At 65.3% G+C, this 26,689-nt stretch carries 22 protein-coding genes and 2 pseudogenes; 9 read left to right on the forward strand and 15 right to left on the reverse strand.

Annotated features, from left to right (window positions below; all coding sequences use genetic code 11):
• Window positions 1-3: 3 nt before the first annotated feature.
• Window positions 4-894 (reverse strand): methylenetetrahydrofolate reductase [NAD(P)H], encoded by an 891-nt coding sequence (gene metF / locus FJ386_01650; GenBank protein ID MBM3875409.1) that lies wholly within the window; start codon window positions 892-894, stop codon window positions 4-6.
• 107 nt (window positions 895-1,001) lie between these two features.
• Here metF and FJ386_01655 point away from each other — a divergent pair, with 107 nt between their 5' ends.
• Window positions 1,002-1,919, forward strand: coding sequence for an aminotransferase class IV (locus FJ386_01655; GenBank protein ID MBM3875410.1), 918 nt, complete (start codon window positions 1,002-1,004; stop codon window positions 1,917-1,919).
• A 197-nt stretch (window positions 1,920-2,116) separates the two neighbouring features.
• Here FJ386_01655 and FJ386_01660 read toward each other — a convergent pair whose 3' ends face one another.
• The 8 genes from FJ386_01660 to atpB all read right to left on the reverse strand — a co-directional run bounded on the left by FJ386_01660 (window position 2,117) and on the right by atpB (window position 8,930).
• Complete coding sequence (locus FJ386_01660; protein ID MBM3875411.1) at window positions 2,117-2,524, reverse strand: F0F1 ATP synthase subunit epsilon; 408 nt, start codon at window positions 2,522-2,524, stop codon at window positions 2,117-2,119.
• A 68-nt stretch (window positions 2,525-2,592) separates the two neighbouring features.
• Window positions 2,593-4,044 carry a F0F1 ATP synthase subunit beta gene (gene atpD, locus FJ386_01665; GenBank protein ID MBM3875412.1) on the reverse strand — a complete coding sequence of 484 codons (1,452 nt, stop codon included), beginning with the start codon at window positions 4,042-4,044 and terminating at the stop codon, window positions 2,593-2,595.
• A gap of 47 nt (window positions 4,045-4,091) precedes the next feature.
• Entirely contained in the window at window positions 4,092-4,973 is an 882-nt protein-coding gene (gene atpG / locus FJ386_01670) for an ATP synthase F1 subunit gamma (protein MBM3875413.1), read from the reverse strand.
• 38 nt (window positions 4,974-5,011) lie between these two features.
• Window positions 5,012-6,544, reverse strand: coding sequence for a F0F1 ATP synthase subunit alpha (locus FJ386_01675; GenBank protein ID MBM3875414.1), 1,533 nt, complete (start codon window positions 6,542-6,544; stop codon window positions 5,012-5,014).
• A gap of 54 nt (window positions 6,545-6,598) precedes the next feature.
• Complete coding sequence (locus FJ386_01680; protein ID MBM3875415.1) at window positions 6,599-6,991, reverse strand: F0F1 ATP synthase subunit delta; 393 nt, start codon at window positions 6,989-6,991, stop codon at window positions 6,599-6,601.
• A 33-nt stretch (window positions 6,992-7,024) separates the two neighbouring features.
• On the reverse strand, window positions 7,025-7,576 hold the full coding sequence (gene atpF, locus FJ386_01685) for a F0F1 ATP synthase subunit B (GenBank protein MBM3875416.1): 552 nt from the start codon (window positions 7,574-7,576) through the stop codon (window positions 7,025-7,027).
• 47 nt (window positions 7,577-7,623) lie between these two features.
• A complete protein-coding gene (locus tag FJ386_01690) occupies window positions 7,624-7,833 on the reverse strand; it encodes an ATP synthase F0 subunit C (GenBank protein MBM3875417.1) in 210 nt (69 codons plus the stop codon).
• A gap of 74 nt (window positions 7,834-7,907) precedes the next feature.
• A complete protein-coding gene (gene atpB / locus FJ386_01695; protein ID MBM3875418.1) occupies window positions 7,908-8,930 on the reverse strand; it encodes a F0F1 ATP synthase subunit A in 1,023 nt (340 codons plus the stop codon).
• Between the two features lie 257 nt (window positions 8,931-9,187).
• On the opposite strand from atpB, the gene FJ386_01700 reads away from it, so the two are divergent.
• From FJ386_01700 to FJ386_01720, 5 genes are all read left to right on the forward strand, one after another.
• Complete coding sequence (locus tag FJ386_01700; GenBank protein MBM3875419.1) at window positions 9,188-9,934, forward strand: hypothetical protein; 747 nt, start codon at window positions 9,188-9,190, stop codon at window positions 9,932-9,934.
• 45 nt (window positions 9,935-9,979) lie between these two features.
• Window positions 9,980-11,797, forward strand: a complete 1,818-nt coding sequence (locus FJ386_01705; protein ID MBM3875420.1) for a DNA primase — start codon at window positions 9,980-9,982, stop codon at window positions 11,795-11,797.
• A gap of 5 nt (window positions 11,798-11,802) precedes the next feature.
• Window positions 11,803-12,384 (forward strand): hypothetical protein, encoded by a 582-nt coding sequence (locus FJ386_01710; protein ID MBM3875421.1) that lies wholly within the window; start codon window positions 11,803-11,805, stop codon window positions 12,382-12,384.
• A gap of 39 nt (window positions 12,385-12,423) precedes the next feature.
• Window positions 12,424-13,467 carry a UPF0365 family protein gene (locus FJ386_01715; protein ID MBM3875422.1) on the forward strand — a complete coding sequence of 348 codons (1,044 nt, stop codon included), beginning with the start codon at window positions 12,424-12,426 and terminating at the stop codon, window positions 13,465-13,467.
• 174 nt (window positions 13,468-13,641) lie between these two features.
• On the forward strand, window positions 13,642-14,361 hold the full coding sequence (locus tag FJ386_01720) for a hypothetical protein (protein ID MBM3875423.1): 720 nt from the start codon (window positions 13,642-13,644) through the stop codon (window positions 14,359-14,361).
• Between the two features lie 30 nt (window positions 14,362-14,391).
• Here FJ386_01720 and FJ386_01725 read toward each other — a convergent pair whose 3' ends face one another.
• The 3 genes from FJ386_01725 to FJ386_01735 all read right to left on the reverse strand — a co-directional run bounded on the left by FJ386_01725 (window position 14,392) and on the right by FJ386_01735 (window position 17,734).
• A complete protein-coding gene (locus FJ386_01725; protein MBM3875424.1) occupies window positions 14,392-15,111 on the reverse strand; it encodes a hypothetical protein in 720 nt (239 codons plus the stop codon).
• A 156-nt stretch (window positions 15,112-15,267) separates the two neighbouring features.
• Window positions 15,268-16,716 carry a Gfo/Idh/MocA family oxidoreductase gene (locus FJ386_01730; protein MBM3875425.1) on the reverse strand — a complete coding sequence of 483 codons (1,449 nt, stop codon included), beginning with the start codon at window positions 16,714-16,716 and terminating at the stop codon, window positions 15,268-15,270.
• A 46-nt stretch (window positions 16,717-16,762) separates the two neighbouring features.
• Entirely contained in the window at window positions 16,763-17,734 is a 972-nt protein-coding gene (locus FJ386_01735; protein MBM3875426.1) for a hypothetical protein, read from the reverse strand.
• A 43-nt stretch (window positions 17,735-17,777) separates the two neighbouring features.
• Between FJ386_01735 and FJ386_01740 the strand changes: the two are divergent.
• Together FJ386_01740 and FJ386_01745 are read left to right on the forward strand one after the other, a co-directional pair.
• Window positions 17,778-17,861 (forward strand): annotated as a pseudogene (locus tag FJ386_01740) (dicarboxylate/amino acid:cation symporter).
• Window positions 17,862-18,022: 161 nt separating this feature from the next.
• Window positions 18,023-19,075 carry a sugar phosphate isomerase/epimerase gene (locus FJ386_01745; protein MBM3875427.1) on the forward strand — a complete coding sequence of 351 codons (1,053 nt, stop codon included), beginning with the start codon at window positions 18,023-18,025 and terminating at the stop codon, window positions 19,073-19,075.
• A gap of 200 nt (window positions 19,076-19,275) precedes the next feature.
• Here FJ386_01745 and FJ386_01750 read toward each other — a convergent pair whose 3' ends face one another.
• Together FJ386_01750 and FJ386_01755 are read right to left on the reverse strand one after the other, a co-directional pair.
• Entirely contained in the window at window positions 19,276-20,679 is a 1,404-nt protein-coding gene (locus tag FJ386_01750) for an alkaline phosphatase family protein (protein MBM3875428.1), read from the reverse strand.
• A 36-nt stretch (window positions 20,680-20,715) separates the two neighbouring features.
• Window positions 20,716-21,915 carry a 3-dehydroquinate synthase gene (locus FJ386_01755; protein ID MBM3875429.1) on the reverse strand — a complete coding sequence of 400 codons (1,200 nt, stop codon included), beginning with the start codon at window positions 21,913-21,915 and terminating at the stop codon, window positions 20,716-20,718.
• Window positions 21,916-22,138: 223 nt separating this feature from the next.
• Between FJ386_01755 and yaeI the strand changes: the two genes are divergently transcribed.
• Entirely contained in the window at window positions 22,139-23,179 is a 1,041-nt protein-coding gene (gene yaeI, locus FJ386_01760; protein ID MBM3875430.1) for a phosphodiesterase YaeI, read from the forward strand.
• Between the two features lie 2 nt (window positions 23,180-23,181).
• On the opposite strand, the pseudogene FJ386_01765 reads toward yaeI, so the two are convergent.
• Window positions 23,182-26,596, reverse strand: a pseudogene (locus FJ386_01765) (DNA topoisomerase III).
• Window positions 26,597-26,689: the final 93 nt, after the last annotated feature.

Below are 26,689 nucleotides of genomic sequence, written 5' to 3' on the forward strand. Positions count from 1 at the left end.
GTCTCACGCAGCAAGCCCGAGGTTGCGCACGATGCGCGTCGTCGAGTGCGGCTTGTTCAGCGTGTAGAAGTGGATCCCGGGGACGCCCTCGCGGAGCAGCTCCTCGCACTGGCGCGTGGCGTATTCGATGCCGAACTCGGTCACCGCCCCGTCGTCCGCGCCGAGCCGGTCGAGGCTGGCGAGGAACTTCTCCGGCAGCGCCGCGCCGCACAACGCGGTGAAGCGCTTGACCTGCGAGCCGCTCAAGATCGGCATCACACCGGGACACACGGGCACGGCGACGCCGAGCTGCTTCACGAGATGGTCGCGGAACCCGAGAAAATCCGCGTTGTCGAAAAAGAACTGCGTGAGCACGAAGTCCGCGCCGCAGTCAATCTTCGCCTTGAGCCGAGCCCAATCCACGTGACGCCCCTCCTTGCACGCAATGTGGCCCTCGGGAAACCCGGCGGTGCCGATGCTGAACCCGCCCATTGCGCGGATGAACGAGACGAGTTGGTGCGAGAACTCGAAACCGCCGGGCGCCGGCGCAAACTCGCCGCCGCCGGGCGGATCGCCGCGAAGGGCGAGGATGTTCTTGATGCCAAGGGAGCGCGCCTGGGCGAGCACTTCGGCCAGCTGCGAACTCGTGGAGTTCACGCACGTCAGGTGCGCCATCGCGGTCAGGCCGTGTTCGCGCTGGATCCGGTCCACGATGCCGAGCGTCTTGTCCCGCGTGCTGCCGCCCGCGCCGTAGGTCACCGAACAGTAGTCCGGCCGAAGTGGCATGAGCGCCGGGATGGTTTTCTCAAGGAGCGACCGGTCGCCTTCCGGCGTCTTGGGCGGGAAAAACTCGAACGAAACGACGGGCCGGCCAGCCGCGAGCTTCGCCGCATGAATGTCTCGTATGAACCGCACGCGCGGAGTATCGGCAAACGGCTGCGGGATTCAAACCGGTTTCGGGACGGGCGCCCGCATTACCGCGGCGCTTGCCACTCGCGGTGTCGCCTGCTACGCATCGCCCGATGGTTCACACGTTCATCCAAGCAAACACGGACGGACGGCTTCACGACGCCGCGAAGCCGTCGATCAGCCCGCTCAATCGCGGCTTTCTCTACGGCGACGCCATCTACGAAGTGTGGCGCACGTTCGACGGCGTCGTGTTCACCTTCGACGAGCACTGGCGGCGGCTCGAAGGCTCCGCCGCCGCGCTGCATCTGACGCTGCCGCTCACGCGGGAAGAATTGTTCGCGCAAATCCGCCGCACGGCGCAGGCGTTCTTCAAGAAGGTTGGCTCGAAGCCGGCGCTCTACATCCGGCTGCAAGTCACCCGCGGCGGCGGCGCCATCGGGCTGGACACGCGGCTCGCGGGCTGTGCGGGCTATGTGCTGCTCGTGCAGAGCCTCAAGGAAGTGCCGCCCGAGAAGCGCGAGAAGGGCTTGCGACTCAGCCTCGCCACGGCGCTGCGTCGCAACCACCCGCTCACGCTCAATCCCGCGTGGAAGACGGGCAACTACCTCAACAACCTGCTCTGCCTCCGCGAGGCGCTCGCGCGGGGCGCGGACGAGGTGGTGATGACGAGCTTGCGGGGCGAAATCACCGAGGCCGCGGTGTCGAACGTGTTCTTCGTCAAGGGACGCACGCTCGTCACGCCGCGGCTGCAGGCGGGGATTCTGTCGGGCATCACGCGGCGGTTCATCCTGGATCGGGTCGCGCCGCGCGCCGGCGTGAAGGCGGCGGAGAAGCGCGTGAGCGCGGCGGACCTCGCCGGATTCGAGGAGTGTTTCTTGAGCGGCACGACGAAGGGCATCGCGCCGGTGTGCGCGATTGACGGGCAGCGTTTTCGAGTCGGGTGCGCGACCGTGACGGAGCGGCTTGCCGAATCCTACGCAGCCGAGGTGAAGGAGCATGTTGCGGCGCACCATGAGTTGAGCGTAGCCTGATTGGGATGCCCGCAACTCCCGCGCTCGCCGGGGGCGGCGAAGTCATCCCGTGGATGGTTCCGCCCCTCGTCGCGACGCTGCTCGGCTGGCGGGCGGTGACAATCCGGCGGAGCCGGAACTTCCGGCCACCGTTGCCGCCACAGGCATGATGACAGCGCGGCCGGATTCGAACTCGCGGTGATGGACTCCGCGCTCCACTACTTGCGCTGTCGGCGCTTGACGTGGAGTTGAGCAAGCGAGTGCGCGAGCGCGGCCTGGACGGACGCGGTTTCCTCGCCGGTGAGCTTCTCCTGCAATCGTGACTCGGCGCGCTTGCGGGCTTCCTCGGCCTTCGCCTCGTCAATGTCGTCGGCCTTCATCGCCATGTCGGTGAGGATGGCCACGCGGTCGCCGGTGATCTCAACGAAGCCATCGCCGACGGCGAGATGGTGGTCCTGCCCGCCTTTGCGTGCGATGATTTCGCCGGACACGACCTGCGTCATGAGCGGAACGTGTTGCGGATAGATGCCGAGCTCGCCCTCAATGCCGGGCAGCGTGACCATGTCCACGTCCTCGGAGTAGATCTTCGCCTCGGGCGTGACGATTTCGAGTTTGAGCGTGGCCATGGGTGCTCTGGTTACGCGTTACGCATCACTCGTTACGTCATGCGTAAAACGCAGTTCGTAAGTGGACGTCATTCCTTGATCTCGTCAATGCCGCCCTTCATGTAGAAGTCGTTCTCGCCGACGGCGTCGTGCTTGCCGTCGAGGATTTCCTTGAATCCGCGGACGGTGTCGGCCACGGGCACCTGCTTGCCGGAACGGCCCGTGAACACCTCGGCCACCGAGAACGGCTGGCTGAGGAACTTCTGGATCTTGCGCGCGCGGAACACGGTGAGCTTGTCCTCTGGCGAGAGTTCATCCATTCCGAGAATCGCGATGATGTCCTGGAGGTCCTTGTAGCGTTGAAGCACTTTTTGGACGCCGCGGGCGACGTCGTAGTGTTCCTGCCCGACGATGTCCGGTGTGAGGGCGCGCGAGTTGGATGCGAGCGGGTCCACGGCGGGGTAGATGCCGAGCTCGGCGATGGAGCGCTCGAGCACGATGGTCGCGTCGAGGTGCGCGAAGGTCGTCGCCGGCGCGGGGTCGGTGAGGTCGTCCGCGGGCACATACACGGCCTGGAAGCTCGTGATGGAGCCCTTCTTGGTCGAGGTGATGCGTTCCTGGAGGTTGCCCATCTCGGCGGCCAGCGTGGGCTGGTAACCGACGGCGCTCGGCGTGCGGCCGAGCAGCGCGGACACCTCGGAGCCCGCCTGCGAGAAGCGGAAGATGTTGTCCACGAACAGGAGCACGTCCTGGTTCTTTTCGTCGCGGAAATACTCGGTCACGGCGAGCGCGGAGAGCGCGACGCGGAGACGGGCGCCCGGCGGTTCGTTCATCTGGCCGTAAACGAGGCCGATCTTGGAGCCTTCCTTGATGATGGGCATTCCGTTGGAGCCCTTCTTCGGATGACCCTTCTCGTCCTTTTCGACCTTGATGACGCCGGCCTCGATCATCTCGTTGTAGAGGTCGTTGCCCTCGCGGGTGCGCTCGCCGACGCCCGCGAACATCGAGATGCCGCCGTGCAGCTTCGCGATGTTGTTGATGAGTTCCATGATGACGACGGTCTTGCCGACGCCGGCGCCGCCGAACGCGCCGACCTTGCCGCCCTTGAGAAACGGGCAGATGAGGTCGATGACCTTGATGCCGGTGGTGAGAATCTGCGGGCTGGTGGTCTGGTCCACGAGCGGCGGCGCGGAGCGGTGGATGGAGTTGAACCGGTCGGCGCGCACGGGGCCCTGCTCGTCGACGGCGTCGCCGGTGACGTTGAAGACGCGGCCCATGACGCCCTCGCCGACGGGCATGGAGATGGGCGCGCCGGTGTCGGTGAGTTCCATGCCGCGCTTGAGCCCCTCGGTGGTGCTCATGGCGACGGCGCGGATCCAGTTGTCGCCGAGGTGCTGCTGTGTCTCCAGCGTGAGCCTGGCGCGGCCGGCGCCGGGCATGTCGTATTCGACGGTGAGGGCGTTGTAGATGGCCGGAAGGGCGCCGGTGAATTCGGCGTCCACGACGGGACCGATGATCTGGACGATTTTGCCTTTGTTCATAGCTGGGATTTCAACTGGGGAATCCGGGATTTGAATTCAATCGGCGCCTAGCCCATCGCCATCTGGGCGGTGGTGATTTCGAGGAGTTCCTTGGTGATGTTCGCCTGGCGCAGCTTGTTGTATTCGAGCGTGAGGTCCTTGATGATCTGCTTGGCGTTGTCGGTCGCGTTCTTCATCGCGACCATGCGCGCGCTGTGCTCGCTGGCCTTCGCCTCGAGCAGGAATTGATAGACCTGAAAGTTGACGTAGTGCGGCAGCATGTTGCCAAGCACGGCGCCGGCGTCCGGCTCGAACAGGTAATCCCGTTCGGACTTCTTCAACTCGCCGGTCGGCGCGTTCTCGCCGCCGACGCCCGCCTCGAGCGCGGAAATCTTGCCGATGGGCAGCAGCGGCCGCACCTCGGGCTTTTGCGTGAGCGTGTTGATGAAGTTCGTGTAGATCACCTCGACGGAATCCGCCTCGCCCTTGAGGAAGAGGTCCTGGGCGAACCGCGAAATCGCGCGGGCTTCACTGAACAAGGGCGCGTCCTTGTAGGTAAACTCGGCTGCGAGCTGGCGCTTGGTGCGGTGGATGAACTGCCCGCCCTTCTTGCCCGCGCAGATGTAAACGGTCGTGTCCTTGTCGAATTTCGCCGCCTCGCGGAGCAGGTTCGAGTTGAGCGCGCCGCACAAGCCCTTGTCGGTGCTGATGAGGATGACGGCGCGTCGCTGGACCGGCCGCGCCTCCATCAACGGGTGGCTAAAGTCGCCCGCGCCCTCGCTCACGGCAGCAAGCACATCGTTCATGAGCGCGGCATAAGGCCGCCCCGCGAGCGCGGCGAGCTGCGCCTTGCGCATCTTGGACGACGCAACCATCTGCATGGCCTTGGTGATCTGGGCCGTGTTCTTGACCGACTTGATGCGTCGGCGGATGTCGCGTGTGCTGGGCATCGGTTGGTTTGAGAAAGGCGGGGCGCCAAGCGGCAGGGTTACCGATACGTCTGCTTGAATTCCGCCACGGCCGTCTTCAATTCCGCGGCAATGGCGTCGCCGACGGCCTTCTCATTGCGGATGGTCGTGAGCAGCTTCTCTTTGCGCGTCGTGAGGAAGTCGGTGAGCTTTTTCTGGAAGTCCTTCACCTTCTCCACCGCCACGTCGTCGAGCAGGTTGTTTTGCATCGTCCAGAGCACGGCCACCTGGATTTCGACGGGGATGGGGTTGTATTGGTCCTGCTTGAATAGCTCGACGATGCGCTTGCCGCGCTCGAGCGTGGCCTGCGTCTTGGCGTCCAGGTCGGAGCCAAATTGCGCAAACGCCGCCAGCTCGCGGAACTGCGCGAGGTCGAGCTTGATCTTGCCGGCGACCTGCTTCATCGCCTTGATTTGCGCGGCCGAACCGACGCGGCTCACGGACAGACCGACCGAGATGGCGGGCCGGATGCCCTGGTAGAACAAATCCGTTTCCAGATAAATCTGCCCGTCGGTGATCGAGATGACGTTCGTGGGGATGTAGGCCGAGACGTCGCCGGCCTGCGTCTCGATGATGGGCAACGCGGTGAGTGAGCCGTTGCCGTTGGCCTCGTTCACGCGCGCGCTGCGCTCGAGCAGGCGCGAGTGCAGGTAGAAGACGTCGCCCGGATACGCCTCGCGGCCGGACGGGCGCTTGAGCACGAGCGACACCTGCCGATACGCGACGGCCTGCTTGGAGAGGTCATCGTAGATGATGAGGGCGTCCATGCCGTTGTCCATGAACCATTCGCCCATCGCCGCGCCCGCGAAGGGCGCAAGATACTGCGCTGCCGCGGGCGCGTCGGCGCCGGCCGCCACGACGATGGTGTCCGCGAGCGCGTCGGCCTTTTCGAGTTCTGCAATGACGCGGGCGATGTTGGACTGCTTCTGCCCGACGGCCACGTAGATGTTGTAAACAGGCCGGAAGGCCGGGTCGTTCGAAGCGCGGCCCACTTTGTTCATGCGGGCCTGGTTGATCATCGTGTCCACGCCGATCGTGGTCTTGCCGGTCGAACGGTCGCCGATGATGAGCTCGCGCTGGCCGCGGCCGATCGGGATCATCGCGTCAATGCCCATGATGCCCGTCTGCACGGGCTGGCTGACGGATTTGCGCTTCACGATGCCGGGCGCGATTTTTTCGACCGGATAGTAGGTGGTCGCGGCGATCGGCCCCTTGCCGTCCACGGGCTGGCCGAGCGTGTCCACCACGCGGCCAAGGAGTCCCTTGCCGACGGGCACGGAGAGGAGCTTGCCGGTGGTCTTGACTTCCGCGCCTTCGCGGACGCCGAGGTAATCGCCGAGGACGATGGCGCCGACTTCGGTTTCCTCGAGGTTGAGCGCGATGCCGATGACGCCGCCGCCGAAATCGAGCATCTCGTTGAGCATGGCGTCGGTGAGGCCCTCGATCTTGGCGACGCCGTCGGAGATTTCACGGACGGTGCCGACGTTCTGGCGGGAGACGCTGGTCTTGACGCCGGCGATCTGGGCTTCGATTTCCTGGAGGATGCTGCTCATACGGTGTGTTGAGGGTCGGGGTGTTGAGAGTTGAGAGTGATGGTGGGGCCGGGATCAGAAACTGTCTGCGAGCGCGTCGAGTCGGCCGCGGATGCTGCCGTCATAAACGTCGCTGCCGACCTTGATGCGCAGGCCGCCGATGAGAGCGGGGTTGGCGGCGAAGTGCGTGGAGAGGCCCGCCCCGTGCCGCGTGACGAGGCTCGCGGTCAGGCGCGCCTGCGCGTCGGGCGCGAGCGGCGTCGCGCTCTCGACGGTCGCCGTGCGACGGGCGATGTCGAGTTTCACGAGGCGCTGGAAGTGATGCAGGATCGCCACGTAGCCGCGGGGCTTCTGCGCAATCACCGCGGCGACGGCGGAGCGGACGCGCGCCTCGTCGAGCACGCCAGCGGTGCGGCAGGTCGTAAAGAGCTGCTTGGCGTCGCGCCGGGCTTGTTTGCTGGTTTTCACTGAAATGCGGCGTGCGGGATTCTGAATGCGGAATCAGGCGGCCAACTGCCGGTTCGTCTCCTCCGTGAGGCGCTGCTGGTCTTCCAGGGTGAGGACCTTTCCGGCGACCTTGCCGGTGGTCTCGACGACGAGTCGGCCCATCTCACGGCGCAACTCGGCCTTCATGCGGGCCAGCTCGGCGTCGTTGGCCTCGCGGGCCTTGACAATGATCTGGTTGGCCGTGGCGATGGCCTTCTGTGATTCGACCTCGAGCACCTTCGCCGCGGCGGCCCGGGCTTCCTCGATGAACTTCGTCGCGTCGGCGTTGGCCTTGCCGAGAATCTCCTGTCGCGCGGCCTCGGTGCGGGCGAGCTCGGCCTTGATCTTCTCGGCGTTTTCGAGGCTTTCAGCGATGCGTTTCTTGCGCTCGTCGAGCATGTCGAGCACGGGCTGGTAGGCGAACTTCTTGAGGACGAGCGCCACGATGACGAAGGCGACGACCTGTGAGAAGAACATCTGCGGGTTCCAACCGAAGGTCTTGGTCACCGCGTCGAGCGGGCCGCCACCCTCGGCCGCCGAGGCCGCGAGGAAGAAGATCGAGTTCATGGTCAGTTAAAAGTGGCCGGGCGCGGATTGCTCCGCGCCCGGGATGATTACTTCACGAGGAAGATGGCGAAGAAGATGATCGCCTCCGCCAAGGCCGCGAACAAGATGGCCTGGTTGCGGATCGCGCCCGCCGCGCCCGGGTTGCGGCCCGTGGCTTCGGCGGCCTTCATGCCGATGAGACCCACGCCGATGGCCGAGCCGAGACCGGCCAGGCCGACGTGAACCAATCCTCCCATTTCAGCAAACATGGGCAGCATAGTTTTTGCCTTTCGTGTTTTGTGTTACATCAGCCGCCCCCGCGGTTTGCCCACGGTCCGGCGGCTGAAAGTGTTTAGTGATGCGCCTCGTGGCCTTCCTCATGCGCGTGGTCGCCGACCATCATCGCGGTGAACACCGCGGTCAGGAGCGCGAACACCAGCGCTTGCACGAGGCCAACAAGCAGTTCGAGAAAGTAAAACGGAATCGGCAGCGCCCAGCCCAGCCAAGGCACCAGCACAGTCATGGACTCGAGGATGTTCTCGCCGGCGAACACGTTGCCGTAGAGGCGGAAGCTCAGCGACACGGGCCGGAACGCGATGGAGATGACCTCCAGCACGCCCACAAACAGCATGATGCCGACCATGAAGATGCCGCCCTTGCCGTCGCCGAAAATGTGCTTGAGGAAACCGACGACGCCGATTTCCTGGATGGACCAGACGATCCACAGGACGAAGAACAGCAGCGCCATCGCCGAAGTCATGTTCAAGTCGGCGTTGCCACCGCGCAGCAGGGGCGACTCGACGTGGTGAAATTTCGGCAGGATGAAGCTGCCTTCTGCGTGCGCCCCCCAGCCGACAGTGCCAACGCCCGGCAGCAAGCCGAACCAGTTTGTGAACAGGATGAAGATGAAGATGGTCGCGAAGAACCAAAACGTCTTCTTCGCCATGTGCCCGCCGAGGATGCCCTCGAAGAACTCGTATAGGCTGCCAACCATCCACTCGACGAAGTTCTGCAAGCCCGACGGAACGAGCTGCTGTTTGCTGGTGGCCATCTGCGCAAGGACGATGAGCCCGACCGCCACGACCCACGTTACCATCATCGAGTTGGTCACAACGAACGGCCCGATCTCGAACAGCGGCACTGCCTTCGCCGACAACCCGGCTTCCTCGGCATGATGCTTGACAGCTTTCGGAGGCTGCGGCGCACCAGCATTCGCGCCGTCTGCGGTCACGGGCGCCACGGCGTCGCCCTGGACCGCGCCGGTGCGGCGGGTTGCGTCCTGCTTCGGGACGGGCGCGGCGGGTGCCTTGTCTGCCGCGCTCCCGGTGATGGGAAGCAGCGTCAGCAGGGTCGCCGCGAGCAGGGACTTCAACATGGCGCTGTCGAAAAAGGGTTTGGGGATCGTTTCCCCGCACTCAAAAGCCAGCCGTCTGGGCCGGAAGCGCGGTCAAGGTGACGAAGCGTGATTTCTTTCACAAGGGTTTTTTTCGCGCCCGGGACAAAATGAAGTTTTGTTCATCGGAATGACGAACGGTTCTGATGACCGGCCGCGTCGGGCTGCGGGACCAGTGGGTTTGGGCCCGCTGGTCTTGGAGCTTCCAAACGGCGCACCCCCCCGATACGGTTGCCGCGATGGATTTCCTGTATCACCTCGCCGCCGCGGCCACGCAAGCCGCGCCCGCGGCGACGGCGCCCTCCAAGGGCTTCGCGATCGCATGGTTTGACGTGCTGGTGGTGCTGGTGATGCTGGTGGCGATCCGCAACGGCAGGAAGCGCGGCCTCTCGGAGGAACTGTTGCCGCTTGGCCAGTGGGTGGCGATCATCGCGGTGAACGCGCTCGTCAACGGCCCGTCGGCGCGCGGGCTGGCCAACTTCACCAAGCTGAGTCTGTTCTGGAGTCACCTCGTCGTGTTCGTGTTCCTCGGGGTGCTGGTGTTTCTCGCGTTCATCTGGCTCAAGAGCGCGGTCGGCGGCAAGCTGCTCGAGGCGGATTATTTCGGCCGGCACGAGTTTTCCCTGGGCATCGTGGCGGCGCTCGTGCGCTACGGGTGCATGCTGGTGGCCGCGCTGGCGATCCTCAATTCGCGCCTCTACACACCGGAGCCAGTCATCGCCATCCAGCGCGAGCGCGCGGCGAGCGACATCCGCATCGCGTTGCTGCCGGCATGGAGCACCGTGCAGCATCAGGTCTTCGCCGAATCCGAGTCCGGCAAGTTCATCCGCGCCCGCGCCAGCTTCCTGCTCATCACGTCCACCCCTTACGACAGCTTGGAATTGCGCGCGAGCGGCGAGGGGCGCCGGCGCGAACGGCTCGTCGAGGAGGCCATCGACGGCGGCAAGCCCAAGCCGGCGCCGTCCACCAACGCGCCGCCCAAGTGACCGCGCCCGCGCGCCCGCGCAGGCGACCTTCCCGAGCACCCGTTCATGGCCGGCTTCATCTCTGAATCCACGAAGGAGCAGATCCGCGGCGCGAGCGACATCGTCGAGATCGTGCAATCCTACATCGGGCCGTTGAAGCGCACCGGCGCGAACTTCTCCGCGCTCTGTCCGTTTCACCGGGAGAAGACGCCGAGCTTCAGCGTGAATCCCTCGAAGCAGATTTTTTACTGCTTTGGCTGCCACAAGGGCGGCGACGTGTTCAAGTTCGTCAGCCTCTACGAGAACATCCCGTTTCCCGACGCGCTGCGGCGGCTCGCCGAACGGGCGCGCATCCCGATTGAGTTCGACCAGTCGCCCGGCGCGCAACAGCAGCGCCACGTGAAGGACATCCTGCTGCAAATGCACGAGCAGATCACGCAGCGCTGGCACGCCGCGTTGCTCAACGACGCCGCCGGGCAGGTCGCCCGCGATTACCTCGCCCGCCGCGGCGTGACCGACGATGCCGTGAAGCTCTTCCGCCTCGGCTACGCGCCCGACAAATGGGACGACACCGTGAACTGGTCGCGCGGGAAGGGCTTCGACGCCGCGCTCGTCGAGCAGGGTGGGCTCATCCTCAAACGCGACGGCGGCGACGGCCACTACGACCGCTTCCGCGGGCGGCTGATCTTTCCGATTTGCGACGCGCAGGGGCGCGTCATCGGCTTCAGCGGGCGCATCCTCGCCGGCGACGACAAGACCGCGAAATACGTGAACTCGCCCGAGACGCCGATCTTCAGCAAGGGCCGCGTCTGCTTCGGCCTCGACAAATCGCACCGCGCCATCAGCGAGAAAGACTGCGCGATCATCTGCGAAGGGCAGCTCGACTTGATCGCCATTTTCATGTCCGGCGTGCAGCACGTCGTCGCCCCGCAGGGCACCGCGCTCACCGCCGAGCACGCGCGCCTGCTCAAGCGCTACGCGGACGAAGTCGTGCTGTGCTTCGACGCCGACAACGCCGGCCAGAACGCCACCGTCCGCGCGCTCGACGCGTTGCTCGCCGCCGGGCTCGCCATCCGCGTCGCCACAGTGCCCGCGCCGCACGACCCCGACAGTTTCATCAAGCAGAACGGCGGTCCCGCATTTGCCGAACTCATCCGCCGCGCCGAGGGGTTCTTCGACTACTACCTCAACCGGCTCTGCGCCACGAACGATGTCCACACCGACAAGGGCCGCTCCGCCGTGCAACGCGCGATGGCGGAAGCCGCGTGGAAGACGAATGACGAAGTGACGCTTCAGCACTGCGCGCAAAAGACGGCCGGCCGGCTCGGAGTCCCCCCCGGCGCCGTGCTCGCGGAATTCAAGAAAGGCCCGCCGACCCTCGGCGCGCCGCGAGCCGCCGCGGATGCGCCCGCCCAGGCCGAAGCGGCCAGACCGCCAAGCCGCCCCAATGCGCAGGAATTCTGGCTGCTGCGGCTGTTGCTGCTTCACGACGAGCTTGTGGCGTTCGCGATGGCGCACCTCGACACCACGTGGCTCGCGCATGCGGACGCGCGGCACATTCTCTCCGTCCGAATCGCCGCGCAGCGCGAAGGCCGCTGGACGCATCTTGCCGCAATGCTCGACGAACTCGGCGACGACACCAGCCGCTCGCTCGCCACCGAGGCCGTCGCCAACGGCGCCGATGGAATCCCGAATCCCGAGCAGCAACTCCTGGATGTGCTCACGGGCATCCGCAACGCCGCGCTCGACCGGCGGCTCGCGGCATTGACGCAGCAACTCAACCAGCCCGGCATGGACGAACCGACGCAGCTCGCCATTCTCCAATCCCAGCACGAGCTTCGACGCGACAAGCAACAGCCGTTGCGGCCGGTCACTCCGCGGTGAACGTCATGGCCGCGCCCCTGAAACGAATCTTGCCCTGGTGTGTTTTGGCTCCTATGTTCGCGCCCATGTTGCTGACGGCTGCCGCCCTTGCGAATGCCGGCACGGGCCAACTCACCGAGGCCGCCCCGGGTGCGGCGCCCATCGTCGTGCTGCTGCTCACGGGCGCGGTGCTGCTGGCTTTGGAAACCGTGCTGCCCGGGCTTATCGCAGGCATCATTGGGTTCATCTGCCTGATTGCGGGTGTGGCCTTGAGCTTCCGCGACTACGGCACCGAAACGGGCGGCCTCGTCCTGCTCGGGACCTTGACCGGCCTGGGAATCGGAACCGCGCTGTGGCTCAAGTATTTTCCCGACAGCCGCTACGCGAGGATTTTCATCGCCCAGCAAACCGTCGGCGAACTCGGCGCCGAGCGGCCCGAGTTGCTCCATCAAACCGGCGTGACCCATTCCAACCTGCGCCCGAGCGGCACGGCGGTCATCAACGGCCAGCGCGTGGACGTGGTGACCGAAGGCGGCCTGATCGAGAAGGGCACCGCCATAAAGGTTGTCGCCACCGAAGGAATGCGCGTGGTCGTGCGCCGGATGTAACTTCCCAGCCATCCAATCCAAAACCCACAAGTCCAACCCATGAATCCTGAACTGCTCCAATTCGCCGCCCTGACCGACATTTTGAAAGCCGCCGGCTGGGGTGTCGGCGGTTTGATCGCGCTGATCGCCGCCATCATCGTCCTCAACTTCGGCTTCATCTACATCCGCGCGATGTTCTCCGGAGCCAAGGTCACCTTCAAAGAACTCGTCGCCCTCCGGCTCCGCAGCCTCCCGGTCGCCCACGTCGTGGACACCCGCATCACCGCGGTGAAATCCGGGCTGCCGTTGACCATTGACGACCTTTCCACGCACTTCCTCGCGGGCGGCAGCATCGAGATGGTCGTGCAGGCGCTCATCGCCGCGAAGAAGGCCGGCATCCATCTCACCTTCGACAGCGCGTGCGCGATCGACCTCGCCACCAAGGGCACCGGCAAGACCGTGCTCGAGGCCGTCAAGACGTCCGTCAACCCCAAGGTCATCGACTGCCCGAACCCCGGCACGGGCAAGACCACCATCGATGGCGTGGCCAAGGATGGCATCATCGTCAAGGCCAAGGCCCGCGTCACCGTCCGCACAAATCTCGTGCGCTTCGTGGGCGGCGCGACCGAGGAGACCATCGTCGCGCGTGTCGGCGAGGGCATCGTGAGCACCATCGGCTCGGCTGACAGCTACAAGGTCGTGCTCGAGAATCCCGACCGCATCTCCAAGACCGTGCTCGACAAGGCGCTCGACGCCAGCACGGCGTTCGAGATCCTCTCGATCGACATCGCGGACGTGGACGTCGGCGAAAACGTCGGCGCCAAGCTCCAAGCCGAGCAGGCCGAGGCGAACAAACTCGTCGCGCAGGCGCAGGCCGAAGTCCGCCGCGCCGCCGCCGTGGCGACCGAGCAGGAAATGATTGCGCGCGTGGCCGAGATGCGCGCGCGCGTGGTCGAAGCCGAGGCTCAGGTTCCGCTCGCAATGGCCGAGGCCTTCCGAAGCGGCAACCTTGGCGTGATGGACTACTACAAAATGAAGAACATCCAGTCCGACACCGGCATGCGCGAAAGCATCGCCGGCGCGGGCGCCGCGCCCAAGCCCTGACCCACCCGCGCCCAAGCCCATGAGCCGGTTCTTTGACCCCAGCAAGGCGGAAGATCAACTCGCGCACGCGCCCATTGCCGAAGAATTGACGGAGCTTGGCGAACTTTTCGCCGGGATGCTTGATCAGTTGTGCCGCGTCGGATCCGCCAGCGGAGCCAAGCCGGAGTTGACACGATGAACCCCGCATTCCACGCCGCCGCCGACGTGCAAGCGGTCCCGATGCTCGCCGCCGGGGACAACATCTGGATTCTGCTGGCGATGGCGATCATCGGCGGCATCTCCACGTGGCTCCAAAACCGGAACAAATCGAAGGAAGAACAGCAAACCTGGTCGCCCGAGGACGACGATGCGCCCGCCTCGCCCCGCCGCAACGCGGCGCCGCCAATTCCACCATCCACGACACCCCAAGGCTCGCGTGAGCTCGATTGGGAAGCCGAACTCAAGCGCATACTCGGCGAGGAACCCGCCCCGCCGGCTCCGACGCCGCCGAAGCTGCCACCGCCAATCCCGCAGCCCCCTGTCGCGCAGCCTGTCGCCACCCGCATCGAATACGAGCAGGAAGAGATGGAGGCGCAAGCCGCGCGCCTCGCGCCGATGCGCGAATCCGCGACAGCCTACGCGCGCGGCGGCGAGCGGACGGCCCGCGGCGGCTCGATGCAGGAATCAGCCGAAGCCCTCGCGCGCGCCGCATCCATCGAGTCAGCGGTGACCTCGCGGATGCAGCAGGTGAACGCGCAAACCGAGAAGCACACGCCGGACTTCGGGCTGCCCTCGGGAATGGGTTCCGGCAGGACGGCCGGACGCGCGGTTTCACCGTGGAGGAATCCAGCGGCGGCGCGGCAGGCCATCATCGCCTCCGTCATTTTCGGCAAGCCGAAAGGTCTGGAAAACTAACCTGCCACGCGCCGGGACAATCCCGACCGTTCACGGCGCGGCGGACTTGAAGAATTCCGTCTTCGCCGTCTCGACGGACGGACCCCAGATGCGGATGCGGCCGACCTTGCCCACGTCGTCGAACGAACCAAAGCCGATGTGGCCCTTCGCGAAGGTCTTGTCCTCCGCGAGCATGATGGGCTTGGAGAAGTCGTTGAAGTAGCTCTTGATGGTGCCGGCCTTCGTGTCGCGCTCGATGCGGACCTTGTGCCACTCGTTCTCGCCCCACGTCACGCCCTTGGTGGTTTCCTTCGCGAAGTTCTTCCGCGGCGCCTCGTTCACGATGAAGATGTTGTGCGCGTTCGGGTCCGCAGCCACGGCGATGTGGTTGTAGTAATACTTCTGCGGTTCGACGAAGCCGAAGAAGAGGCACATGTCTTGATGGCCGTAGGGCTTCTTGGTCGAGAGCAACTCGACCTCGAGCACGAAGTCCCCGAACTGCCGGTCCGCAATGAGCGCGATGTTCAACGGCGAGCGGTTCGCGGGCTTGTAATCGCTCTGCTTGTGGAGTTCGAGCGAGCCCTTGTCGCCGTCGCGAGCCATGCGCCACGCCTTCGGGTCGCTGAAGACGAACTGCTTGATGGCGTCGGGCTTCGCGAAGTCCTGCTCGTAAAGCAGCTTGAAGCCGGCGGGCAGCTTGGGCGCGTCGGCGGCGGGGGCGGCGGGACCGGCGAGAAGGGTGAAGGCGAAGGCGAGAAGGAGTTTCTTCATGTCGCGGCCAGTTCTCTCAAACTACGGCGCTTCGCGCAACCGCAAGCACGGGCGGCGGAGGCAGGAAGCCCGGATCCCAAAGACTTTGCGCTCCTTTGCGTCTCCCGCGTCGCTTCGCCGAACTCCAGCCGGATGCATTGACCATTCGTTTTCCGCTCACACATTCTCCGGCACGACGAACGGCTTGCGGTAGTCGCGCGTGAGCATTTTGTCCGCGTCGGCGTTGCCGGTGAACTTTTCTGTCTTGGGGTTCATCGTCAGAACGGGGCCGAGGGTGAGCTTGTCCGTGTTCACGTCCACTTCGTTGGCCTTGAGGTGTTCGACCATGCGGTCGAAGGTGGCCTGCGCGTCGCGGTCGCCCTTGATCTTCTCGCGGATTTCGCCGGGCGCGGCCTTCTGGCCGAGGCGATACGAGATGTTGCCGGTGTGGCAGAGCGCGCTGCTGAGGTGGCCTTCGAGGATGTCGGCGTGCAGGTCCTCGGTCTTCCGGCTGCGGACGGCGTCGAGGAAGTTCGCAAAGTGGTCCACGGCGCCGCTCCACTTCTTGATTTCCTTGCCGTCCTTGTCGAACGCGGTGGCGCCGGTGTAGTTGGGCACGAGCACGCGCCCGCCTTCGCAGTGGATGACCACGCCGACGGAAGAGCCGAGGTAGTTATCCATGTTGCGCGCGCCCTTGGCGGACGGGAGGCCGCGGACTTCGAAGATGAGCGGCGCCTTTGGGTAGTCATGATAGACGATTTGCGTGTTGGCGGTTTCGCCGTCATCCACGTAACCGAGGCGGCCGCCGGTGCTCCACACGCGGGGGCTGAGTTCCATTTCACCGGTGAACCAGCGGGCGATGTCCATCTGGTGGATGCCCTGGTTGCCGAGGTCACCGTTGCCGTAGTTCCACACCCAGTGCCAGTCGTAGTGCAGCTTCTTGCGGCGAAGCTCGTCCTTCGGCGCGGGACCGCACCACAGGTCGAAGTCAATTCCCGCGGGAATCGGATGGGGCGCGTCGCTCTTGCCAATGCTCCCGCGCGGCTTGTAGCAGGTGCCGCGGGCGATGAGAATCTTCCCGAGGTTGCCGGCCTGCACCCACTTGACGGCCTCGCCGATGCCCGCGCGCGAGGAGCGGCTCTGCGTGCCGGTTTGCACGATCTTCTTGTATTTGCGCGCCGCGTTCACGATCTGGCGGCCTTCCCAGACGTTGTGCGAGACGGGTTTTTCGACGTAAACATCCTTGCCCGCCTGAATCGCCCAGATGGACGCCAGCGCGTGCCAGTGGTTCGGCGTGGCGATGCACACGAGGTCGATGTCCTTGTTCTCAAACGCCTTCCTCATGTCGGTGTAGGCGGTGACTTTGATGCCCTTCTTGTCCTGTGCGTCCACGCCACCGCGGAGAATCTTGTCGTCCACGTCGCACAGCGCGCGCAGTTGCACGCCGCGGTCCTTGAGGGCGTTCATGCCGCTGATGTGCGAGCCGCCGCGTCCGCCAAAGCCGACGACGAGCGCGCCGAGCGTGTCGCCCGGGCTCTTCTGCGCCCAAGCGGTGGGCGCAATGTAGAACACAGTGCCGGCGGCTGCGGACGCCTTGAGGAATCCGCGACGATTGAAGTATTTCATGAGGGGTTGGGGTGGCTGGTTGAGGGAGGTGTCGATTCGAAAACAACTACTTGCCAGATTGGGTCCAGTCCGCGTATCGGGCGGCGACGTTGCCCTGCTTTTCGTCGCCCTCGTGAAAGTAGTAGCGATATTTCCACGTGAGCGATTTGCCGGCTTCGATCTTGATGTCGCCGAGGTTGGGTTCGGCGCGCTTGCTCTCGAAGTCGTGCACGCCAAAGGGGTTCGCCGAAAACAGGCCGTAGTCGCGCACGTGCCACCACGTGGGGTGCTTGGGATTCGACGGGTGGTCGAAGATGGCGACGCCGACGGTCTTGCCCTCGTTCGGGCCGTAATAATCGCACCACGCAGCGCGCTTGCCCCAGGTCTGCGCCCCGGTCACGCCCGTGCTCAGCACGATCTGGCCGGTGGGCTTGCCTGCGTTGAATTTGTTCGGCTTGAGCCGCATGGTCTCCGCAAGCCGGATGGAGCAGGAACCTTCCTTGGTGTCGCCGAGGACGACCTCGCCTTCGCTCGCGATGTAAGTGATGTCGAGGTCGATCGTGCGGTCGGCGTGGAACCGCATCGTGCGCTCGTCGGTGCAGACGGTCTTGCCCTCGATCGTGACCCACTTGTTCGCCGAGCGGAGCGTCGCGACCTTGTCGCCGGACTTCAGTTCGAGGAACTTCACGTGGACCGTCTTGCCGGACTTCGCGCCCTCCGCCCAGAAATCAGAGCCATTGACCGCGCCGTGCGCATACCAGAGGCCGCGGTGGTGCGGATGATCGGGATCCTCGTTCTCGACCTTCTTCATCGGGGCGTGCCGGGTCATGTGCACGCCGCCGGGGCCGATGACCGGGTAGCAATAGGGGCGCGGGACATCCTTGAAGTGATACTGGGTGAACAACTGGCCGTTGAGTTCGACGCGGACCGACTTCTCGCCCTCCGTCAACTTGACGGCATCGGCAGCCGTGGCCGGCATCGAGAGGATGGCGAACACGGCTGCGACCGGGAGGAGCTGTGGTCGGACTTTGGCGAACATGGTGGCGGATGTTAGGAGGGTGATGTGCGTGGTCAACATTTTTCCCGGCGCCGGGGGGGGGGGGGGGGGGGGGGGGGGGGGGTGGTGGTGTGACGTGGGCGGGGGGGGGGGGGGGGGGGGGGGGGGGAACACCGGTTTTCAGCCGGGGTTTCGGGAACGGGCAACCGGCTGTCGGCCTGACCAGTCCACTGCAATTCAGGTTCGTCACGGCATTTTGCAGATTGCAATTCACCCTGCCCCCCGGTATGTCTCTGCGCGTTCCAAGCCTGACTCAACCACGGGAATCACATGGCACAGACCATCTACCACGCAAGCGTTGAAGGTGCGCAACATGGCGGCAAGGGCCTTGAAGGCTTCCTCGACTTTGCCAAGAAGTCCGGCGCGCGCGGCGCCCAGCCCAGCAACTACATGCTCAACGGCGGCAAGCTCTTCCGCCCCGTCCAGGAAATCCGCGACGCCTTCACCTCGCGCGGACTTGTGCTCGACGGCATCTCGGCACACTGCCCGTTTTGGGTCCATACCAGCGCGTGGACGGGCACCAAATCCGGCCATCCTTTCATCGGCCCGGACGTCGCCAAGCAGTCCCCCGAACAAGTCGAGAAATGGCACGAGAACTACCTCCTCAAGCTGATGGACATCGCCGCGGAACTTGGCGTGAAGATCATGCCCATGTTCTGGGGCGTCTCGCACGGGTGGGAACTTGCCACCGGCTATCCGTGGGGTTTCTGGGCGGGACCTGACCCAAAGGTGAAGTCCGGCAAATACGACCTGCTCGCCGAGGGCAATGACCGCTTCGTCAAAAAAACGGCCAAGCTCCGCAAGCACGCGAATTCGCTCGGCATCAAGCTCTGCCACGAAATCCACCCCGGCACCGCCGCGATGTGCGCGGACGACTTCAACCTGCTCGTCAAGATTTGCAACGACGACCCCTGCCTCGGCGTCAATGCCGACCCCTCGCACTGCTGGGAAGGCGAGGATTGGGAGACGCGCTTTCGCAAGGTCGCCAACCGCGTCTACGCCTGCCACGTGAAGAACTTCGTCATTCGCGGCGGCGTGCCGCTGCGCAAGATGGACGGCCACTGGCCGAACCGCGCGATGCAATTCACCGACCTGCCGAGCGGCGAACTCAACATGGTCCGCTACGCCGAGATGCTTGTGGACATCGGGTATCCCCGCCGCTACTGCGCCGCGATGGGCCGGAAGACCGCGCCGCTCATTGTCGAGGCCGAGAGCGCGTATCGCGACCTCGATGCCGCGAGCTCGAACGGCATCGCCTACGTTCGCGACCACCTCTGCTTCCCCCTCGCCACGGGCTCCTTCGAGGAAGGCATGGGCGCATGATGCGCCATTTCAAGGGTCCCCTCATCGTCCCGGCGAGAAATTCGGCGGCAGTGTCGGTGTGCTCACCGTGTCGGTCATCGCGCCATTCTGGCTGATTGCCGGTGCCAAGGTCGGCAAGGAACGCCCTGCGCCGCGTGAGGCGGAGCGGGGCCAGTAGCCGGGCGAAGTCCCGTCGATGGCGCCGGCCTGCAGCGTTGCGGCTACTTTCCTTCCAGAACATGCCTGCGGATTGCCTCGTAGACTTCCGTCGAGGCGAGCTCCTCCTTCCCCAACAAGTCGTGACGGGATGAGATGAGCACGGGCCAGTCGTCCGTGTTCCGCGGCCGGCAGCCGTGCGAGCCCTTCACGAGCCGCGCGTCCAGCGGGATCAAGTCCATCAGCATCCGGAAGCCGAGTTTCTTCCTCATCAACCGCCAGGCGACCTGCAGCTTCGGACAGCAAAGCTCCGGGTTCGTGAAGAGCTCGACGGGGTCGTAGCCCGGCTTGCGGTGGATGTCCACCGTCCGCGCGAAGTCCGGCGCGCGATCGTCCTCCAGCCAGTAATAGTAGGTGAACCACGCGTCCTCCTTCGCAACGGCCACGAGGTCGCCCGCGCGCTCGTGGTCGAGTCCCGCCGCAGCCTTCGCATCGGCCCCGAGGACCTCGGCGATTCCATGCTGCCCCGCCAGCAGTCCGCGCACGGCGGGTTCGATCGAGCGATCATTCACGTAAATGTGAGCGACCTGATGATCCGCAACCGCAAAGACCCTGCTCTCGCCGAAGTCGAGCGTCTCGCGCCCGAGCTCATCCTTCACGGCGAGCCAGCCTTGTTCGCGGAACAGCCGGTTGAGGTGGACCGGCGTCTGGACGCTCGTGATCCCGTATTCGCTGAGCAGCAGCACCTGCACCCGGCGCTGTTCGTAGAAGCTCAGCAGGCCGCCAACGATCATGTCCACGGCGAGCAGGTCCTGCGCGATGCCCGGATGATGCGGGCCGAGGCGCTGCAGGTTGTAATCAAGGTGCGGCAGATAGACGAGGCTCAGCGTCGGCGCGAACTCCAGCTCGATCCAGCGCGCCGATGCCGCAATCCACCGCGTGGCGCAATCCGGCCCGCCCGCCGGAGAGTCCAATCCCGCCACCGGGCCCCAGAAACCGGGGAACGGAAACTCGCCGAGCGAGTCCTTGATCGCGGCGCGCAGCTTGAGCGGCGAGGTGTGGATGTCGAACACCTTGCGACCGTCCGCCAGATACAACGGCCGCGGCGTGATCGCCCAGTCCACGCTCGTCTGCATGTTGAACCACCAGAAAAGCTGCGCGCACGTGAAGCCCGGCTCCGCCGCCCGCACGTCGTCCCAGAGCTTGCGGCCGCGCACGACGCGGTTCGACTGCTTCCAGAAATGCACCTCCCCCAGTTCGCGGTTGAACCACCCGTTCGCGACGACGCCGTGTTCCGACGGAAGCGTGCCCGTGAGGTAGTCCGACTGCGCCGTGCACGTCACCGCGGGCAGCGCCGGCTTGATCCGGGCCAGCGCGCCGGTCTTGAGGAACTTCGAGATGCTCGGCGTGTGCTCCCCAAGGAGTGAACGCGTGAGTCCGACGACGTTCAGGACGGCGGTGCGTTTCATCCGGTCAGGAAAAACCCGGGGCGGTGGCTGCTTGCGTCACCCGAGCGCGAAGATGACTTTGCGCTCATGGCCGGCGTGCCGCTGCTCGAGCTCGCAAATGGCCTCCATGACCTTCGCGAACGTCATGTCATGAACCTCGAAACCCTCGCCAATGCCGCGCAGGAGCGTGATGGTGAGCTGGCCGCCCAGGTGCTCGCGGAATTCCTCCAGGCCCTTGAGCAGGATGCGCGCGCCGCCGGAGTCGGTGTGCAGCAGCTCGCCCGCGAACAACTCGAAGCCCAGCGATTCGAGCAGCACCAGCACGCGCTCGCAACTCGCCGCGTCGAGAAACCCCTTCAGCCGCGAATACACCGTGTCCAGCGCGATGCCCACCGCGACCGCCTCGCCGTGGCGGATGCGATAGTCGGAAAGCTGCTCGAGCTTGTGCGCCGCCCAGTGCCCGAAATCCAGCGGCCGGGCCGAGCCAAACTCGAACGGGTCGCCGCCCGTTGCGATGTGGTTCACGTGCAACTCCGCGCACCGTTCGATCAGCCGTCGCATCGCGTCCGGCTCGAACTCCCGCAGCCGCGCCGCGTCCCGCTCAATCAATTCGAAAAACTCGCGGTCGCGGATCAGCGCCACTTTCACCGCCTCCACGTAACCCGCGCGCTTGTCGCGCGGCAAGAGCGACTCCAGCAGCGTGAAGTCGTTGATGACCGCAAACGGCGGGGCGAACGTGCCGATGAAGTTCTTCTTTCCAAACGCGTTGATCCCGTTTTTCACGCCCACGCCCGAGTCGTCCTGCGACAGGGTCGTGCTCGGGATGCGCACATGCCGGCACCCGCGGTGCGCCGTCGCGGCCGCAAGCCCCACCATGTCCAGCAGCGCGCCGCCGCCGACCCCGATCACGTAGCTGTGCCGGTCAATGTGAAAACGGTCGAGGTGCGACTGCACCTCGCTCACGTGAAAATAGGAGTTCTTCACCCGCTCGCCCCCCTCGACGATCATCGGCGGGCAGACGAGCCGGATGTCGTGGCCGAACGTCGAGAAATAGTTCTCGACCGCGCGCACAAGCTGCGGCTGCGATTGCGCGAGCGACTCGTCGAGCACCACGAGCGCCTTCCGCGGCTCCTTGTCCTCGCCGTTCACCAGCACATCGCGCAACAGCGGGTTCGCCGGGCGAAACACGTGCTCCGTGAAGAAGACGCGGTGGCGCCATTTCACCTCGATGGTCCGCTCGATGGATGTCACGCCCATATCATGCGAACTCAGACGATGTCCCGCGAGGAATATTTGCCGGTTCCCCTCTCCATGAACCTGTGGCCCGACCACCCCTCACCCGCCCTTCGGGCACCCTCTCCCCTCGTCCGACGAGGGGAGAGAGATGGGGTGAGGGGTGGCCGTCCTGGTTTCTGGTCCCAATGCGCGGCTTGCGAGCCGTGGGGCTGCCCACGCACGGCCGTAAGAATACGGCTGCCCGATGAGCGCCGGGCGGCCCGCCGAACGCGGGCTTTACCCCGTGCGCAGGAACGGTATCCTGCGGTCAGTGGCCGAAGCCGCCCCGAAACCCAGCCGGTTCCTGACACGAAGGCGCGTGTTCAAGGGGCTTGCCTGCGCCGCGGTCGCCGGTGCCGCCGGCGCGGCGTGGATGCGGTTCGTCGAGCCTCCGTGGCTCAAGCTTTCGAACGTGCGCGTCCCGCTGTCGAACGGCGCCCGCCCGATGCTCCGCGTGCTGCAACTCTCCGACTTCCACGCCTCGCCCGTCGTTCCGCTTTCGCTCGTGAACTCCGCGGTCGAACTCGCCCTCGCACAGCAACCCGACCTTGTCTGCCTCACGGGGGATTTCATCACGCACCAGTTCGAGCAGTTTGAGGCTTACGGCACAATCCTCAAAAGATTGTCCGATGCCGCGCCGACCTTCGCCACGTTCGGCAATCACGATGGAGGTTCGTGGGCGGCTCGCGCTTACAGCGGGGCGCGGGACAAGACCCTGCGCCAGTTGCGCAACGAGTCCGGCTGGTTTCACGCCGCAAGCCAGGCCCGCCACCGGGTGCTCGGCCATCACGGCGGCTACGCCGACACCTCCAACGTCCGCTCGATGCTCACCGCCGCGCGGGTCGAGGTGCTTCACAACCGCTCCGTCGAACTCACCGCGCGCGGCCGCAAACTCACGATCGTCGGCACCGGCGACTTGTGGGCGCAAGAGTTGAAAGCCGGCGAGGCCTTCGCCGGCGTGAAGCCCGCGGACGACCGCGACATCATCTGCCTCTCGCACAATCCCGACGGCAAGGACGCGCTCAAGGCGCACCCGTGGTCGCTCGTGCTTTGCGGCCACACACACGGCGGGCAGTTGGAAGTGCCGTTCTTCGGCACGCCGCTCGCACCGGTGCACGACCACCGGTTCGTGCGCGGCCTGCACCGCTGGAACGACCGCTGGATTCACATCACGAAGGGCGTCGGCAACCTGCACGGGCTTCGCTTCAATTGCCGGCCGGAAGTCAGCCTCCTCGAACTCGCATGAACTCAAACCGTCCTCCTCGTCGCCCTCGTCCTCCGCCTCGCGATTTCGGCGGCCGACTCGCCGGTTCGAGACCGGGGACGACGACCACGACGAGGACAATCGGACCCGTTCTGGCCCTGGCTTCGATGGTCGCGGCGATGGCGCTCGCCGCCTGCTCGAGCACGTCCACCGCGATTTCCACCACCGGCTCCCTCCTCACCAAGACCGTCACCACCACCGGCAAAGTCGCAACGAAGACGGCCGTCGTCTCCGGCAAGGTCGCAACAACCACCGCGACCACCGCGGTGAAGGCGGGCGTGGGCGCCGCGTCGAGCGTTGCGAAGACGGCCGTCGTGACCTTCATCGATTCCGCGACGGGCGTGGCGAAGCAACTTCCCTACGCCGAGGGCATGAAGCTCTACGCCGCGAGCAAGACCGCCGAGGTGGACCTCGCCCTCAAGTCCATCCAGATCATGCGCGGCGCGCAGACCCTCGCCGCCGACGGCCGCAAGGTGAAGCAGGGCGCGCAGGACATCCCGCTCAAGGCCGGCGATGTGATCAAGCTCACCAACGTCGCCGCGAAGTGAGGAGTGACGCGCTGTTTCAGTCGCTTGGATTTGCGAACTCGAACCCGACCTTGCCGCTCTCCTGCAACACGAGCGACGCGCTGAACGGCCGGCCGGCCTTCGAGATGAACTTCGTGAACACATCGGTGCGGCCCTTGTCGAGCAGCTTTGCAACCTGCTCGCGCGAGACGGGCTGCTGGCACACGACCCTGCCCGTGCGGAAGCTGCACGGCCGCTCGGCCGCCTGCCGGCGCTCGCAAACGTAGTGCTCCGGCCCCTCGAAGACGTTCGCGTCACACTTGGGACACTTGCCAAGCGGCGTCTGCCCGGTGAAATCGAGCTTCGGTTCCGGCTCCTTCGGCTTGCGCTCCCTGCCCGCGCGCGGCTCGCGCTTTTCGAACTCAAAGCCCACCTTGCCGTCGTCCTTGAGCACGAGGAACGCCTTGAACGCGCGGTTGTTTTTCTTGGAGATGAACTTGTCGAGCCGGTCGGTCTTTTTCTCCGCGAGCAGCTTCACCACCTGCGCGCGCTCGATGGGCTGCTGCAAAATCACCTTGCCCATGCGGAAGTCGCACGAGCGAGTCGGCCCGGTGGCCTTCTCGCAAATGAAGTTCATGCCGTGGTCGAACACGCGTGCGCCGCACTTCGGGCACGCGCCGAGCGGCTCCTGTCCGGTGAAGTCCACCGCTTCCGTCTCGCCATCCGGCTGCGGGCCGAAGTCGAACTCGGTCTTGAAGTCCGGCGCGGGCGAGAGCTTGAGGATCGCCGAGAACGGCCGGCCCATCTTGCTGCGAAAGCCGTCGAGCGGCCCGATGGTTCCCTTCGTCAGCAATTCCTCCACCTCCTCCGGCTCGAAGATGCGGCCGGCCACAAAGATGGGCACGTAGAAATCGCACTTCTTCGCCGTGCACTTGAAGTTGCGATACGTCTCCTTGAGCCCGCCGCCGCACTTGGGGCACTTCGCGCGGATGGGCGGACCCTCGATCTCGATCTCGCCCTTGTAACCCTTCGTCCGGTTGACGATCTCGCGCGTCATCGCGGCGATCTCGTCCATGAACTGCGGGCGGTCCAACTGCCCGCGCTGGATCTGGCGCAGCTTGAATTCCCAGTCGCCGGTCAGCTCGGGCAGGCACAGTTCATTCACGCCGATGCCGCGCAGCAGCGCGATGAGCAGGAACGCCTTGGTCGTCGGCACCAGTTCCTTGCCGTGGCGCACGATGTATTTCTCCCACACGAGCCCCTCGATGATCGCCGCGCGTGTCGCGGGCGTGCCGAGCCCCTTGTCCGCCATCGCCTCGCGCAGTTCCTCATCGGTCACGAGCTTGCCCGCGCCCTCCATCGCGCCGAGCAGTGTGGCTTCGTTGAAGCGCGGAGGCGGCTTGGTCGCGCTGCCCTCGACGCGCGTCTCGCTCGTGCCCACCTGTTCCTCCGGCTGGACCGGCACGAGCGTCTTGTCGTTCTCGGAACCTTCCTCGGCGACGTCGCGGCCATATACCGCGAGCCAGCCGGGATTCTTCATCACCTTGCCCTCGCTCTTGAAGGGCTCGCCCTCGACGCGCGTGATGCGCGTGGTCACCAGGAACTCCGCCGCCGGATGGAAAACGGCGAGGAAGCGCTTCGCGACCATGTCGTAAATCTTCGCCTCGGGCTCGGTGAGGTTCCGCGGCGGCTGCGCGGTCGGGATGATCGCGAAGTGGTCGGAGACCTTCGCGTTGTTGAACACGCGCTTGTTCGGGCGCACCCAGTCGTTGTCCAGCACCGCGGAAGCGAACGCCGAATACTGCGTCCCGCGCAATGCGCCGAGTGTCTGCTTCACGGTCGGGATGTAATCCTCCGGCAACGCGCGCGAGTCGGTGCGCGGATACGTGAGCGCCTTGTGCCGCTCGTAGAGCGCCTGCGCGATCTTGAGCGTGTTGGCGGCGGAAAAGCCGAAGCGCGAGTTCGCCTCGCGTTGCAGGCTGTTCAAGTCATAGAGCAGCGGCGAAATCTGCGTCGTGGGCTTGCTCTCCTCGGTGACGACACCCGTCTTGCCAAGGCACTTCGCCGCGATGGCTTCGGCGCGCTCCCGCTCCCACAGGCGCTCGGCGCGAAGGTCGTTCGCCTCCACGCCCGTGATCGCCGCGGCCGCTTGCTCCTTCGTGAAGCCCTCGTCGAACCACCGCCCCTCGTAGTTGCCCGCCTGCGCCGCGAACACTCCGTGCACTTCCCAGTAATCCTTCGACACGAACCTGCGGATCTTCTCCTCGCGCTCGACGACGATGGCGAGCGTCGGCGTCTGCACGCGCCCGACCGTGGTGAGGAAGAAACCGCCCTGCTTCGAGTTGAAGGCGGTCATCACCCGCGTGCCGTTGATGCCCACGAGCCAGTCCGCCTCGGCGCGGCAGATCGCGGCGTCGCGGAGCGGGTGCATCGAAACGTCGGTGCGCAGCCGCGCAAAACCTTCACGAATCGCCTCGGGCGTCATGGACTGCAGCCACAGCCGCTGCACCGGCTGCTTCGCCTTGGTGAACTCCACAATGCGCCGGAAAATCAGCTCGCCCTCGCGCCCGGCGTCGCAGGCGTTGATGAGCAGGCCCACGTCCTTCCGCTTGATGAGCTTTTGGAGCACGCGCAGGCGCGCGGCGGACTTCTCGATGGGCTTGAGCTCGAAGCGCGGCGGGATGTGCGGCAGGTGGGTGAAGGTCCACTTGCCTTTCTTGACATCGTGCTCCTCAGGCACGCCGAGCTCGAGCAAATGGCCGACCGCCGACGAGACGACCTGTGTGGCGCCCTCGAAGAAATCGCCCGACGCGTCCTTCTTGAATCCGCCGAGCGCCTTCGAGATGTCGGCGGCGACGGAGGGTTTTTCAGCGATGATGAGAGCCTTGCCCATGCAACGAGCTTGGCTCTTACACTGGCGCGCGGGGCGAAAGCAACGAGAAGTTTTCCGGGGAGTCCGCCAAATCAGCGGCTCAAACGCGCGGCG

The sequence above is a fragment of the Verrucomicrobiota bacterium genome (assembly GCA_016871675.1).
Classification (GTDB): domain Bacteria; phylum Verrucomicrobiota; class Verrucomicrobiia; order Limisphaerales; family VHCN01; genus VHCN01.